The 14,273-nt window shown below is 39.3% G+C and carries 13 protein-coding genes and 1 rRNA gene; 13 read left to right on the top strand and 1 reads right to left on the bottom strand.

Annotation, left to right across the window (positions count from 1 at the left end):
* From rrf to VIM94_RS11125, 11 genes are all read left to right on the top strand, one after another.
* A 5S ribosomal RNA gene (rrf, locus tag VIM94_RS11175) occupies positions 1–101 on the top strand; the annotation flags it as partial.
* A gap of 613 nt (positions 102–714) precedes the next feature.
* Positions 715–1,236 carry a cytochrome c gene (locus VIM94_RS11170; RefSeq protein ID WP_332039380.1) on the top strand — a complete coding sequence of 174 codons (522 nt, stop codon included), beginning with the start codon at positions 715–717 and terminating at the stop codon, positions 1,234–1,236.
* Positions 1,237–1,324: 88 nt separating this feature from the next.
* Positions 1,325–1,918, top strand: coding sequence for a fasciclin domain-containing protein (locus VIM94_RS11165; RefSeq protein WP_332039381.1), 594 nt, complete (start codon positions 1,325–1,327; stop codon positions 1,916–1,918).
* 38 nt (positions 1,919–1,956) lie between these two features.
* Positions 1,957–3,924, top strand: coding sequence for a Sec-dependent nitrous-oxide reductase (gene nosZ, locus VIM94_RS11160; RefSeq protein ID WP_332039379.1), 1,968 nt, complete (start codon positions 1,957–1,959; stop codon positions 3,922–3,924).
* 89 nt (positions 3,925–4,013) lie between these two features.
* Complete coding sequence (locus VIM94_RS11155; RefSeq protein WP_332039378.1) at positions 4,014–4,628, top strand: hypothetical protein; 615 nt, start codon at positions 4,014–4,016, stop codon at positions 4,626–4,628.
* Between the two features lie 15 nt (positions 4,629–4,643).
* Positions 4,644–5,087 carry a nitrous oxide reductase accessory protein NosL gene (locus tag VIM94_RS11150; protein WP_332039377.1) on the top strand — a complete coding sequence of 148 codons (444 nt, stop codon included), beginning with the start codon at positions 4,644–4,646 and terminating at the stop codon, positions 5,085–5,087.
* 1 nt (position 5,088) lies between these two features.
* The gene (locus tag VIM94_RS11145) at positions 5,089–6,330 is read left to right on the top strand and encodes a nitrous oxide reductase family maturation protein NosD (protein WP_332039376.1); all 1,242 of its coding nucleotides are present in this window, start codon (positions 5,089–5,091) and stop codon (positions 6,328–6,330) included.
* Entirely contained in the window at positions 6,324–7,031 is a 708-nt protein-coding gene (locus tag VIM94_RS11140; protein WP_332039375.1) for an ABC transporter ATP-binding protein, read from the top strand. Before VIM94_RS11145 ends, VIM94_RS11140 begins: the two co-directional genes overlap by 7 nt.
* Positions 7,024–7,806, top strand: a complete 783-nt coding sequence (locus tag VIM94_RS11135) for an ABC transporter permease (RefSeq protein ID WP_332039374.1) — start codon at positions 7,024–7,026, stop codon at positions 7,804–7,806. Before VIM94_RS11140 ends, VIM94_RS11135 begins: the two co-directional genes overlap by 8 nt.
* An 80-nt stretch (positions 7,807–7,886) precedes the next feature.
* On the top strand, positions 7,887–8,609 hold the full coding sequence (ric, locus tag VIM94_RS11130) for an iron-sulfur cluster repair di-iron protein (RefSeq protein ID WP_332039373.1): 723 nt from the start codon (positions 7,887–7,889) through the stop codon (positions 8,607–8,609).
* Between the two features lie 404 nt (positions 8,610–9,013).
* Entirely contained in the window at positions 9,014–10,225 is a 1,212-nt protein-coding gene (locus VIM94_RS11125) for a hypothetical protein (protein WP_332039372.1), read from the top strand.
* Here VIM94_RS11125 and VIM94_RS11120 read toward each other — a convergent pair.
* A complete protein-coding gene (locus VIM94_RS11120) occupies positions 10,222–10,818 on the bottom strand; it encodes a Crp/Fnr family transcriptional regulator (RefSeq protein WP_332039371.1) in 597 nt (198 codons plus the stop codon). The genes VIM94_RS11125 and VIM94_RS11120 overlap by 4 nt on opposite strands.
* A gap of 248 nt (positions 10,819–11,066) precedes the next feature.
* On the opposite strand from VIM94_RS11120, the gene VIM94_RS11115 reads away from it, so the two are divergent.
* Together VIM94_RS11115 and VIM94_RS11110 are read left to right on the top strand one after the other, a co-directional pair.
* Positions 11,067–13,211: a glycoside hydrolase family 97 protein gene (locus tag VIM94_RS11115; RefSeq protein WP_332039370.1), complete on the top strand. Its 2,145-nt coding sequence runs from the start codon at positions 11,067–11,069 to the stop codon at positions 13,209–13,211.
* Between the two features lie 243 nt (positions 13,212–13,454).
* On the top strand, positions 13,455–14,189 hold the full coding sequence (locus VIM94_RS11110) for a DUF5694 domain-containing protein (RefSeq protein ID WP_332039369.1): 735 nt from the start codon (positions 13,455–13,457) through the stop codon (positions 14,187–14,189).
* Positions 14,190–14,273 lie beyond the last annotated feature (84 nt).

Here is a 14,273-nt window from a genome sequence, read left to right as displayed (position 1 = left end):
TTATGGCAACGGGGCTCACCTCTTCCCATTCCGAACAGAGAAGTTAAGCCCGTTAGCGCAGATGGTACTGCTATTTGTGGGAGAGTATGTCACCGCCTTTCTTTTAAGACCCTTACATTAATTTGTAAGGGTCTTTTTTTTGAAATTAATTGAGATCCCGCTGGAAAGCGGGATTAATACCCATAGCTTTTTATACTGCTTGCAGGCACGGGTATGCGAAGGTGGTCATTCAATAGGTCACTACCCCGCCCGCACCGAAGGCTACGTTCGGGTGGGCTTTCTTTTAAGACCCTTCATCATGTATTTGGTTAAGGGTTTTTTTATGGGGTAAAGTGAAATGGTTAAAATGGCTATTAAATAATCCTGACAAGAATAAACTTGCAAGCCTGGTGGCCAGAGCGAACGAAATTTTGGGTTGAAATAGGTAGCTAAGCTACTAACTGATTGCATAGGCCTTTAAATATCGTTCCGGGATTATTGAAGACCCTTCTAAATTCCTTTAAAACAGCTCAATTTGTATTCCTACCATTAGAATAAATATGGAGAGAGCTCCAATAAAATTGGCAACCTCTTGCATTTTAGCCTTTTAGTTCTCTGTTAAAGAGAATAAAAGCATTTTTTAAAAAAATTGTACCTTCATAAGTATATGACTTAAGTCATAAAAAATAAGGCTAATACCCGGTAATTTTACAATTAATTAAATATCTAATAATTATGAAAAGTTTGCTAAAAACAACTGGAATTTTTGCAGCAATGTTGCTAATGTTTTCTTGTGGTAATTCAGAGAAAAAAGAAAAAGATGAAATTCGTTTAGACGACTACAAGGAAGCCCCTGCTCCCGAAGAAAAGTCTAGCACCTCCCAGGAATCTGAGGCCGATAGCGGAGACGATCTATCCAATAAAGGAATTGGGCCTATAAAAAATGTTGAGTTGGGAGATGGTATTGATGCCGATATGGCTTCCAACGGAGGAGATATCTTTAAAAATATGTGCTCTGCCTGCCATAAGATGGATAAGAAATTTGTTGGTCCTCAATTGGCCGGAGTATCCGAAAGACGTTCTCCTGAGTGGATTATGAACATGATTCTTAATCCTGAACAAATGATCAAGGAAGATCCAATTGCAAAAAAATTGCTTATTGAATCAAATATGGCAGTGATGGCTAATCAAGGACTCGCTGAAGATGAAGCCCGGGCAATACTTGAATACTTTAGACAATATGATGAGCAAAACTGATGATTCTCATATTTTTATAAGTATAAGCCTTATAAATTCGCAACGAATTAGCTTTTTGATTGAATAAACCTAACCAAACCAACAAATGATGAAATCAATTCCCTTTTTAATGATGACTTTCCTGCTGATAAGTTCTTCAGTGCTTATAGGATGTAAGGATAACACCAATGATGAGAGCGAGGCTCCTGCCGTAGTTAATAAAGAAAGCAATGATGCTGGCTCAAATAAAGGTCAGGCCTTTATCGACGATGACAGTGAAAATCCAAACGCCTTACGCTTAGCTATGGATTCTGAAGATCATACCACTTTGGTGACTGCAGTTAAAGCTGCTGGGGTAGAAAATTCCCTGGTAAATGTGGGACCGCTTACGGTTTTTGCTCCAACCAATGCAGCTTTTGATAAACTTCCTGATGGCACCGTTGAAGATCTTTTAAAACCTGAAAATAAGGCTAAACTGGCTTATATCCTTAAAAATCATGTGGCGCCCAGCAATTATCCTATCGATATGCTTGAAAAAAATATCGAAAAAGGACGCACCCTTTATATGGCGTCAGGAGAAAATGTAGAAGTTAGTAGTGACGGAGAAGACATTATTGTGGGGGGAGCTAAAATTATAGCGACCGTAAAAGTAAGTAATGGATGGGTCCATGTAGTTGAAGACGTCATTTTACCAAAAGAATAATCAATCCAATTTCAAACAATAAATTAAAACCCAATCTAATGAAAAATATTTTTAGAATCGCGGTCCTGGGTGTCCTGGGGCTTATTATCCAATCATGTGGCAATGGTGGATCTTCTGATGAGAAATCCGGAGCTCTTACCTCTAACGCGGCAGACCGTGTTTACGTGGCACCGGGAGAGCATGATGAATATTATGCATTCCTTTCAGGAGGATATAGTGGGAACCTAACCGTTTACGGCTTGCCTTCAGGTAGAATGCTAAAAGAGATCCCTGTTTTTTCTCAATTTCCGACCAATGGTTATGGATATTCTGAGGAAACTGTTCCGATGTTAAATACCTCTTTTGGCTTCGTTCCATGGGGAGATTCCCACCACCCCGATATTTCTCAAACAAACGGAGAACTTGACGGACGTTGGATATTCATCAACGAAAATAACACTCCAAGGATAGCACGTATTAGCCTTGAAACCTTTGAAACCGAAGAGATCATCGAGATCCCTCACAGTGCAGGGAATCACTCTTCTTCTTTCATTACAGAAAACACCGAATATGTTGTAGCGGGAACCCGTTTCTCTGTACCTTATCCACAAGAGGATATGGCTATCGATCAAATGAAGGGAAACTTTAAAGGTCCTCTTACCTTTATCGCTATTGACGATGATGGAAGAATGAGTATCGATTTCCAGTTGAAAATGCCTGGATTTAATTACGATCTTTCTCACCCTGGACGTGGAGATTCTCATGGGTGGTTCTTCTTTACTACCTATAACACCGAAGAAGCTCATACCATGCAGGAAGTTAACGCTTCTCAGAATGATAAAGATTTTATTGCCGCTGTAAACTGGAAAAAGATCCAGGAATATGTGCAAAATGGAGGAGGAGAAGAAATCGATGCAGAATATGCACATAACGTTTTTGATCACAGTACCCAAGCTGCTACAACTACTATGGAGAATAAAGTTCTTACTGTAGATCCTAGAGAAGTAGAAGGAGCGGTATACTTTATGCCAACTCCAAAATCCCCTCACGGTTGTGATGTAGATCCTTCAGGAGAGTACATTGTGGGTAACGGTAAACTTTCTACCGATCTTACTGTTCACTCTTTTTCTAAAATGATCACTGCAATTGAAAATGAGGATTATGAGGGTGATGCTTACGGTATTCCAATCCTTAACTTTGAATCTACTCTTGCAGGAACTGTAAAAGAAGGAGGTTTAGGCCCACTACATACCGAATTTGATGGTAAAGGAAACGCCTATACTACTTTCTTTATCTCTTCCGAAGTTGTTAAATGGAAGTTAGGAACCTGGGAAGTACTGGATAGACAGCCAAGTTACTATTCTGTTGGTCACCTCATGATTCCTGGAGGGAACTCAAGAGAGCCTTACGGGAAGTATATGATCTCTATGAACAAAATTACCAAAGATCGTTACTTACCAACGGGACCTGAGTTGGAACACTCTGCACAGTTATATGATATTTCCGGAGACAAGATGGAACTATTATTAGATTTCCCAACTCACGGAGAGCCTCACTACGCTGCAGGTATTCCGGCAGAAAAGATTAAATCAAAGTCTCAGAAAATCTACAGATTGGATGAAAATGAGCATGAATTTGCTGCTACCAGCGAGTCTGAGACAAAAATGGTTCGTGATGGGAATGAAGTTCACGTGTATATGACTACAGTGAGGAGCCACTTCTCTCCAGATAACCTTGAAGGTATTAAAGTAGGAGATAAAGTATTTTTCCACGTCACTAACCTTGAGCAGGATTTTGATGTGCCACACGGCTTCGCTATGATTGGCGCAAATACTTCTGAACTCTTGATTATGCCCGGGCAAACAAAAACGATTACCTGGGAACCCAAAAAAGAAGGGGTATGGCCATTTTACTGTACCGACTTCTGTTCAGCTCTTCACCAGGAAATGCAAGGATACGTAAGAGTATCTGGCCAGAATTCTAATGTGCCATTGAAATGGTCGTTGGACGATGAAGAGATTAATTAGTTTATTTAGTTGAAAACTGGTTGTTTTTAGATTGAGAAAGGCGGGTGGATGGAAAATTTACCCGCCTTCTTTTAAAAATCCCTATAACAATGAAAAAATCAGGAATTTTAATGATAATAGGTTCGGCTTTACTGCTTGGCCTTTTTATCTATCCACTCTGGAATATACAACTGGAAGCGCCACAGTATCCGGATCCTTTAGGGATGAATATTTATATTAGTGGAATTGAAGGCGAAGAAGAATTTGATATCCAGAATATAGATGGTATTAACCACTACATAGGGATGAAAAAAGTACCAAAGCCTGAAGAAATGTGGGAGTTCAATGTTTTCCCCCTGGTAATAGGTGGAATGGCAGCTCTTGGAATTCTTCTGGGATTTCTTGGTTTTTTTAAGGTTATTAGTCCAAATTGGTTTCTGGGCTGGCTCATACTAATGACCCTTCTGGGCATCTTAGGTATGGTGGATTTCAATAACTGGCTAACAGACTACGGAACTGATCTTGATCCTAAAGCGATTATGAAATTAACCGATTCTGAAGGCAACCCCTTAAGCTACAAGCCACCCTTATTCGGATCTCAGAAAATTCTGAATTTTACAGCACATTCCTATCCTAAGGCAGGTGCCTATTTGATGTTTGTAGGAATGTTAATTACTTTAGTCGCCTGGTGGGTTGGAAAAAAAGCCTCAAAAGGTAAGAGCTAAAGAAAAATAAAAGCTATGAAAAAGATAATTCTCCTCTTTGTGTTGGGGCTAATCACTGCATGCAGCAATGAACCCCAGCCTATAGACTACGGTAATGATAACTGTGACTTCTGTGAAATGACGATTGTGAGTCAGGCTTATTCTGCACAGGCAGTGAGTCAAAAAGGGAAGCAATATAAATATGATGCCATAGAATGCATGGTTAACGACCAGCTTCAGCATAATTATGATATGGCCGTAAATTTGGTTGCCAATTTTGAGCAACCCGGAACTATGATAAATGTAAATAAGGCCAGATTTGTTATAAACGATAGTATTAAATCTCCTATGGGAGGCAATTTAGCTGCTTTTAAAAAAGAAAGTCCTGTGGTTAATGATGGAACTGAAGGAACATTTAGTTGGGACGAATTAAAGACCCATTTTCTCCAGACCGATTCATTAAACAGAACTTACCAGTAACATGGGTAGATTATTTATTCTTTTTTTATTTTTCAGTTTTGCAACAAAAAGCTTTCAGGCTCAGGAGATCGAGGTCTGCAAAAGCTGTGATGTGAAGACAATTCAGGCAGCTGTGGATATGGCCGAAAGCGGGGATAGTATCAGGATTAAAAACGGTACCTATAAAGAACATGATATCACCATTATCGATAAATCTTTAACAATTATAGGGGAAGGTTTCCCCGTGATAGATGCCGAAATGATAGGCACCGCAATAAGTATAAGGGCAGAAAATTTTTCTATAGAAGGTTTAAAGATTATTAATGTAGGGAGAAGCCATACGAACGATTTTGCTGGTATCCTGGTTTCAAACTCCAAAAATTTTGAGGTGAAGAATAATAGGTTGGACCAGGTGTTTTTTGGTATCCTGTTAGAAAGATCTTCAGAAGGGGTTATTTCTGGCAATAAAATTACAAGTGATGCTAAAGATCAGGCAACTTCAGGAAATGGCATTCATCTTTGGAAATCAGAAGATATCCTTATTAAAAACAATGAGGTTATAGGGATGCGGGATGGTATTTATATGGAATTTGTGAATGAGTCTGAAATCCTGAATAATTTGTGCAAAGACAACCTAAGGTACGGCCTGCATTTTATGTTTTCAGACCACGATCTGTATAAAGGAAATATTTTTGAGAACAATGGAGCCGGAGTAGCCGTGATGTACTCTAAATTTATTGATATGCAGGATAACCAGTTCAGAAAGAATTGGGGTAGTGCCTCTTACGGACTTCTTTTGAAGGAAATAAACGATTCAGAATTAAGAAATAATATATTTGAAGACAACACCATTGCCATAAGTGCCGATAATACTAACCGCATAAATTATATCGAAAACGATTTTAAGAACAACGGATATGCGATTAGGATTCGTGGTGCCGTTTACGACAATGTTTTTGAGCAGAATAACTTTCTTTATAACTCTTTTGATGTAGCTTACACCGGGAGGCTCAACGATAACAGGTTCACGAATAATTATTGGAGCGGTTATTCTGGTTACGACCTGGATAAAGATGGGATAGGGGATGTGCCTTTCAGGCCGGTAACTCTTTTCTCTTATCTGGTGAATAGAACTCCGGAAGCAATCGTGCTGTTAAGAAGTATGTTTATAGATATGCTGGATTTTTCGGAGAAAGTTTCTCCTATTTTTACACCCGCCGATCTAATTGATGAACAACCCCAAATGAAAAAAATCCAATGGTAAGTATTACAAATCTGCATAAAAAATTTGGTTCACTGGTTGTCCTCAATGGGCTTGACCTTCAAACTCCTGAAAGCGGTATTATAGCGGTATTAGGTCCAAACGGCTCAGGGAAAACCACACTTATCAAAAGTATCCTCGGGATGGTAGTACCCCAAAAAGGTGAAATTGAAGTTAATGGCCAAAGGGTAAAAAAACACTGGAATTACCGTAAAGATATAGATTACTTACCACAGATCGCCAATTTCCCCGGCAACCTAAGGGTCCTGGAGCTTATAGATATGATTAAGGACCTGCGCCAAAAAGAAGCTCGGGACCACGAACTTATTGATCTTTTTAAACTGGAGCCTTTTCTGGATAAAAAACTTAGTAATCTTTCGGGAGGGAGCAAGCAGAAAGTGAACCTGGTCTTGTGTTTTATGTTTGATAGCCCCTTAATTATTCTGGATGAACCCACATCAGGTCTGGATCCCGTTTCGCTTATCCGCCTGCGGAAGCTTATTCAGCAAGAAAAGGCAAAAGGGAAAACCATCCTGATTACCTCACATATTATGAGTTTTGTTGAAGAAATATCCGACAGGATCGTGTTTTTGCTTGAAGGCAAAATATATTTTAATGGAACCGTGGAAGAACTCAAAACCTCTACAGGAGAAAAAGATTTTGAACACGCTATTGCCAATATCTTAACCGAGAACCATGCTTAAAATATTAAAATATAGTTTTTACGATCTATCCCGTAGCCGTTGGAGCTATGTATATTTCTTTTTTTACCTGCTTTTAGGGGTGGTGCTGTTGTTTTTGAACAATGACCTCTCCAATGCGGTAATTACGCTAATGAATGTGATTATTATTTTAGTACCTCTTATAGGGACTATCTTTGGAGTCATGTATTTTTATAATTCCCGGGAATTCACAGAACTCCTTCTGGCACAACCGGTAAGAAGAAGCTCTATATTTTTAGGTCAATATCTGGGCGTAGCTATTTCTTTGTCTGCCAGCCTTATCTTTGGTTTGGGTTTGCCATTTATAATCTACGGTTTATTCCAGTCTGGAGCGATTTGGGATTTTGCTTCTCTCTTGATCTCCGGTGTTTTTCTCACTTTTATTTTTACCGCCATAGCCTTTAATATTGCATTGTCTCATGAAAACAAGATAAAAGGTTTTGGCCTGGCAATTCTGGTATGGCTCTTTTTGGCAGTGGTTTACGACGGCCTCTTTTTGCTATCGCTGGTGTACTTTCAGGATTATCCCCTGGATAAGTTCTCCCTGGTAGCAAGTATGCTTAATCCCATTGATCTTTCCAGAATACTTATCCTGCTTAAACTGGATATCTCGGCTTTGCTGGGTTATACCGGTGCAGTCTTCAAGCAGTTTTTCGGTACCGGCCTGGGGGCATTTACCTCCATTGTAGTTCTTATTCTCTGGGTAGTATTCCCGGTATGGAGAATAAAAAGGCTTGCTGCAAAAAAAGATTTTTAGAAAATTTTCTTTTTATGACTGCGCTCATATATTTTCCCTTGTTAAGGTATGATCTTTACACCGTGATTTAGAGAAGGAATATGAATACCATAAAAGATAAGACAGTAGCCGAGTTGGTTACTGACAACATAAAAAATGCTCATGTCTTTAAGAAATATGGAATTGATTTCTGCTGCGGAGGAGGAGAGAAACTTGAAACGGCTTGTAAGAGGAGAAAAGTGAGCTTAAAAGATATAGAAAGAGATTTGCTTAATTCTTATAACATAGGTAGCAGGGAATATAAATACAATAGTTGGGAACTGGACTTCCTGTCTGATCATATTGTCAATGTTCACCATCAATACATAGAAGAGAGCATTCCGATGATGCTGAATTATTGCAAACGGCTAGTGCGTTCGCACGCAGGTGAACATCCCGAACTTAAGGAGATTGAGAAGTTGTTTCGCCAACTGGCGGAAGAAATAAAAATCCATCTAAAGAAGGAAGAATTAATTCTTTTCCCTTTTATCAACAAGATGGTAAAAGCAGAAAAAGAAGGAACAAAATTGGAGCGTCCGCCTTTTGGTAATGCCAGTAGTCCGGTAAAGATGATGGAGGAGGAACATGAAAGTGCTGGAAACCTTATAAGGAAGATAGCAGAGTTGAGTGATGGTTTCACTCCGCCTAAAGGAGCCTGTAATAATTATAAGGCTTTTTATTCAAAATTAGACGAATTTGAAAAGGATTTGTATTTACATATCCATCTTGAAAATAATATACTTTTCCCCAAAGCTATAGCCTTGGAGAAGAAAGTGATGATTTAGTTTAGTGATTGCAAGCCGGCTGTTTCAAAGTGGAACATTTCGCTTTGAAGCAGCCAATTTTTGAGGAACTACCCATTATGCTTCGTGTGTTTCAGGAAGAAATGGAAACCTATTTAAGATTAGTTTAGTGATTGCAAGCCGGCTGTTTCGTGGCTCGCAGGTATAAGAAATTGATAAAACTTTACTGCCCCAATAGTAACGATCAATTAACCTGCTGCCCTGGAGCAGCCTTTTTGTTTGCCTTTTTCGCATCACCTACCCGCAGCTTTATTTATATTTAAAGTCTTACTTAATCGTTCCCAAACCGAAACTGAACCAGGTTAATTATCATACTTCATAAACCCTGAAATACTTGTCCCTGCTTATGTGGAGAGATTCAGCTTCGCGATGCTAATTTTCCTATCTTGCGAATCAACATGATCGCCATAAGAAAGCATATCAGCCTTGCTTTAGGATATTTCTTCCTCGTTGCCCTACTGGGGGTGGTTTTGAGATTATTTTCCTTCGCCGATGTACCTGCTACCTATAAATTTTTGGTGCATACACATTCTCACGTAGCCTTGCTGGGTTGGGTTTATGTAGGGCTCACCAGTCTTATTTACATTCTTTTCCTTGAGGATGCCGGGATTGAAAGGGTCTACCGAAGAATCTTCTGGTTTACCCAGTTCACTATATTGGGGATGCTACTAAGTTTCCCTTTCCAGGGATATGCCTTGTTTTCCATAGTTTTTTCTACCCTTTTTCTAGTCGCCAGCTACTTTTTTGCCTGGATGGTTTTTAAGAAGACTCCTGAAGAGTTTAAATCACGTTTCTCTTATAAATGCATACACGCATCGCTTATTTATATGATTGCTTCCAGTGTAGGTCCCTGGGCTCTTGGTGGAATTATGAGTACCCTGGGAAGCACCTCTATCTGGTATAAGCTGGCTATTTATTTCTATTTGCATTTCCAGTATAATGCCTGGTTTGTCCTCGCTTTATGTGGAATCCTTTTTTTTATTGCTGAAAATAATAAGCTGAAAATCTCCCGTACAGATTTCAAAAGCTTTTTTATCTTCATTAATATAGCAATCGCGCTCACATTTTTTCTCTCGGTATTATGGACGCAACCTAATACTATATTTTACAATCTGGCCGGAATAGGGGCGGTGTTGCAACTTTTCGCGTTTCTGAAATTTTATAACATTCTGAAACATGCCCGCCTGGGAAGTGTTATCAAGCCTTTTCCTAGGCTACTTCTCATTATTTCTGGTTGGTTGTTGGTTGTAAAACTCCTTGCGCAGTTGTTGTCTGCCTTGCCATATTTTGCCGATCTGGCCTATAAAACCCCCGATTTCGTGATTGCATATCTACACTGGGTATTTTTAGGGTTAATAAGTCCGGTTCTTCTCGCTTTACTGAATCATTTTAAATTAATGAAGCTGTCGAAAACTGGTTTTTGGATATTTTTTGCCGGCTTTCTTTTTACCGAAATAATTTTGATCTTTCGTGGGGTAGCTATGTGGCAACGCTGGACTATGCCAGAACATCTTTCAGTATATCTTTTTGCTGGCAGTTGCCTTTTCCCAATCGGAATAGGCTGGGTGTTTCTAAACAACTTAAGGGCGAAATCTTAGCGATATACCTTTCTTGACTTTATCTGTAATTCCCCTTTTTTTTCTAAAGATTTAGTTGCCCTAATTACCGTTTCTACCCGTAGCCCGGTTAGATCGGCTATTTGTTGGCGGGTGAGATCTACTTTATATGAAAAAGGCTCCTGCAATTTGTGTACGTGTTTCTTCAGGTAATCCAGAAGGCGTAAAATGCGGTGTTCGGGTTCCTGGGTAGAAAGTTCAGAAGCGATTATAGCCTTGTAATAGAGTCGACTGGCCAGGGTTTTAGTCACGCCCAGGTGTATTTCGGGATGTGAGGAAAGCAGATCCAGAAATTTTAGTTTATGAAGTTTCAGTAGAACAGCATCGGTTATCGCTTCAGCATTCGCAGGGTATTTTACATTGGCTAGCAGGGGCGGTTCTCCAAAACTCTGGCCGCTAAAGAACATACCCTGGACAAATTCTTTTCCGTCATAATTGAAATTATTCATCTTTACTTCTCCCGAAATCACCTGATAGTAATTATTAGCGTTTTCGCCTTCAGAAAAAATGATTTCCCCCTTGGGGTATTCAACCCGTTTGGCTCCAAAATCCTCCAATACCTCTACAGGAATCATAATTGTTTTGTTTAGGATGCCTACAAAAATATGAGAAAATTAAGGAATAAGGAGATATTAGAAAATGAATTTGAGAATAGGGCAAACGAAAGCTAAAATTTTAATATTTCAGTTTGTATTTTAATAAGTGCAAAGTTAAAAACTGTGTCTAATGCCTTATTTTGCTGATATGGGTCATATCTTTGAGAAAAATAAGAGCTTACTTTAGCCGAAATTATCCGGTAAAAACTGATAAAAGAATTGAAACTATGAAGAAATTAATATTACTTTCCTGCTTCTTGCTTTCCGCGGTTGGAATTACGCTCGGGCAGGAGATTAAATCCCCTGACGGAAACCTGGAAATGAAGTTTAGTCTGCAGGAAGACGGTACCCCCGTTTACACTCTTAACTATAAAGGGCAGGAAGTTATAGAAACCAGCAAATTAGGTTTCGAATTAAAAAATGACGAGCATTCCCTTTTATCTGGTTTCAGCATTGAGGATACCGCCACCTCTCATTTCGATGAGACCTGGGAGCCGGTTTGGGGAGAAGAAAATGAAATAAGAAACCATTATAATGAGCTCGAAGTAAACCTTAAACAAAAAGAGACCAACAGAAATATGGTGTTGCGGTTTCGTTTGTTTGATACGGGACTTGGGTTTCGATATGAGTTTCCACAGCAAAACGAGTTGGGACATTTCGTGATCAAAGAAGAGAGAACTCAATTTGCTATGGCGGGAGACCATACCGCTTTCTGGATTCCGGGAGATTATGATACCCAGGAATACGATTATATAGAATCCAAACTTTCTGAGATAAGCGGACTTATGGAAGATGCCATTACCGGAAATCTTTCTCAAACTTCGTTTTCTGATACCGGAGTGCAAACCTCGCTGATGATGAAGTCTGACGATGGCTTATACATCAATCTTCATGAGGCTGCCCTTATAGATTATGCCGCGATGCATCTTAATTTGGACGATGAGAATATGATTTTTGAATCCTGGTTAACTCCCGATGTTAATGGAGACAAAGGTTACCTTGTTTCACCAACACAATCCCCTTGGCGTACAGTGATGGTGAGTGATGATGCAAAAGATATTTTGAGATCAAGAATCACTTATAACCTTAACGAGCCGCTTGCCATTGAAGACCCTTCCTGGATTAAACCTATGAAATATGTTGGGGTTTGGTGGGAAATGATCACCGGGAAAAGTTCATGGAATTATACCGATGAATTTACCGCGGTAAAACTTGGAGTAACCGACTTTGAAGCTGCAGAACCCAACGGACGTCATGCCGCCAATAATGAAAATGTGAAAAAGTATATTGATTTCGCTGCGGAACATGGTTTTGACGGTGTTTTAGTAGAAGGTTGGAACATAGGCTGGGAAGACTGGTTTGGGTATTCAAAAGATTACGTTTTTGACTTCGTTACTCCTTATCCTGATTTTGATGTAGAAATGATTCAGGATTACGCTAAAAGCAAGGGCGTAGAAATGATTATGCACCATGAGACCTCATCTTCGGTTAGAAATTATGAACGTCATCTGGATACTGCTTATACTTTCATGAAAAAGTATGGTTACAATGCGGTTAAAAGTGGTTATGTAGGAGATATTCTGCCCAGAGGTGAAAACCATTATTCTCAGTGGCTGGTGAATCATTATCAATATGCCCTGGAAAAAGCCGCCGAATATGAAATAATGGTAAACGCTCACGAAGCAGTACGCCCCACGGGGGTAGCAAGAACCTATCCTAACCTTATCGCGAACGAATCTGCCCGGGGAACCGAATATCAGTCATTTGGTGGGTCTAAACCAAACCATGTCACTGTTCTGCCATTTACCCGTCTAATTGGAGGACCAATGGATTACACTCCTGGAATCTTTGAAATGGACATAAGTAAACTGAATCCGGATAATGATTCTCATGTGAATAGCACTATTGCCAATCAGTTGGCGTTGTATGTGACTATGTATTCACCGCTTCAAATGGCTGCCGACCTGCCTGAGCACTACGAGCAATTTCCAGATGCTTTTCAGTTTATCAAAGATGTGGCGATAGACTGGGATGAGAGCATCTATCTGGAAGCCGAGCCCGGTTATTATCTAACTATAGCCCGAAAAGAAAAAGGAACGAATAATTGGTTTGTTGGAAACGTAAACGGAAACGAAGAACGCATCTCCCAGATTTCATTTGATTTCCTCGACAAAGACAAAGATTATATAGCCACAATATATTCAGATGGTAAAAATGCGCATTACAAAAACAATCCTCAATCTTATGAGATCAGGAAAGTACGCGTAACCCATAAATCTAAACTTTCGCAGGTATCAGTGCCGGGAGGAGGTTATGCCATCAGCATTATGGAGGCGAGTAAAGATGAAGCAAAGCAGCTTAAAAAGTTGTAAGTTTTAACTGAAATAATATCTTGGCCTAAGCCCTCACCTTAACCGGTGAGGGTTTTTATTTTACGCATAAGTTTTTAAGCTTTAAGTTACATTTCTATAATTTCTCTTAAAAATTTTATAGATTTATAGAGTGTTAATCAAAGGACCCGCCCAAAGCCCTACCTTCGGCGGGATTTTTTATTCTATAATATGACCAATCCCAGGCAGTTTTTACTGCTACTTATTTTATTAACTGGATTTATTGTGAATGCACAAAATGAAGAGAAAGTTAAAGTTTTAAATTATGCCACTTCCCATTTAACGAATACTTCAGATGCGTATTCTTCTTATGTAGATATCAATAATCCGGAAGTGAAAAAGGACATAAGCAGGATCGTGAACCGGTTGGTGGAGTTTAACCCCACCGTGATATGTGTAGAGATCGTTCCCGAGGAAAACGAAGCGACCAACCAAACTTATCAGGCCTATCTAGAAGACCAGTCTAATCGGGTGAATTATTCCGAAGAGATTAATCTTATCGCTTTCGAAGTGGGAAGACTGACTAATGTGAAAAAGGTCTACGGAATAGATGCGCGTATTGGTTTTAACTATCCAAAGCTTATAGAAATGGCAAAAAAGCAGGATGCTTCCAGGGAGTTTTTGGAAGAAAGTATTGAGACCGTGGAATGGATCACTGGGCAGCCGCTTTTAAAGCAAATCGCCTACTATAATTCTGATGAATTCAAATCAGAAACCTTTAATTTTTATAATTTCCTGGCTACAATGCAAACGCCCGGGAATAACGAGGGCGCCGAGATCATTTCAGATTTTTACAACAGGAACCTGAGTATGTATGCCAATTTTTCTGCTATTCCTTTGGAAAAGGAAGATCGCGTATTAATTATCCTTGGCGGCACTCATACTGCTTATTTCGATATTTTTTTGAAGCATAATCCAAAGTATAAACTTGTTGATGCCAGTCGGTATACCGATTTTTAGAAATCGGGAATCGTAATTTCTTTTGGTTTAGGTTTAAAGAAAGATGCTCTACTGTTTAAATATTCACTAATTTAAGCTTCCATT

It is taken from the genome of Salegentibacter sp. (assembly GCF_036568425.1).
Lineage (GTDB): Bacteria > Bacteroidota > Bacteroidia > Flavobacteriales > Flavobacteriaceae > Salegentibacter.
The sequence above is the reverse complement of the archived record's forward strand: the minus strand, read 5'-3'. Positions and strand labels throughout refer to the sequence as shown.

Excerpts from the sequence above, each read along its gene's own strand:
- VIM94_RS11170 (WP_332039380.1), top strand. The coding sequence starts at position 715 with ATGAAAAGTTTGCTAAAAACAACTGGAATTTTTGCAGCAATGTTGCTA.
- VIM94_RS11165 (WP_332039381.1), top strand. The coding sequence starts at position 1,325 with ATGAAATCAATTCCCTTTTTAATGATGACTTTCCTGCTGATAAGTTCT.
- nosZ (WP_332039379.1), top strand. The coding sequence starts at position 1,957 with ATGAAAAATATTTTTAGAATCGCGGTCCTGGGTGTCCTGGGGCTTATT.
- VIM94_RS11155 (WP_332039378.1), top strand. The coding sequence starts at position 4,014 with ATGAAAAAATCAGGAATTTTAATGATAATAGGTTCGGCTTTACTGCTT.
- VIM94_RS11150 (WP_332039377.1), top strand. The coding sequence starts at position 4,644 with ATGAAAAAGATAATTCTCCTCTTTGTGTTGGGGCTAATCACTGCATGC.
- VIM94_RS11145 (WP_332039376.1), top strand. The coding sequence starts at position 5,089 with ATGGGTAGATTATTTATTCTTTTTTTATTTTTCAGTTTTGCAACAAAA.
- VIM94_RS11140 (WP_332039375.1), top strand. The coding sequence starts at position 6,324 with ATGGTAAGTATTACAAATCTGCATAAAAAATTTGGTTCACTGGTTGTC.
- VIM94_RS11135 (WP_332039374.1), top strand. The coding sequence starts at position 7,024 with ATGCTTAAAATATTAAAATATAGTTTTTACGATCTATCCCGTAGCCGT.
- ric (WP_332039373.1), top strand. The coding sequence starts at position 7,887 with ATGAATACCATAAAAGATAAGACAGTAGCCGAGTTGGTTACTGACAAC.
- VIM94_RS11120 (WP_332039371.1), bottom strand. The coding sequence starts at position 10,818 with ATGATTCCTGTAGAGGTATTGGAGGATTTTGGAGCCAAACGGGTTGAA.
- VIM94_RS11115 (WP_332039370.1), top strand. The coding sequence starts at position 11,067 with ATGAAGAAATTAATATTACTTTCCTGCTTCTTGCTTTCCGCGGTTGGA.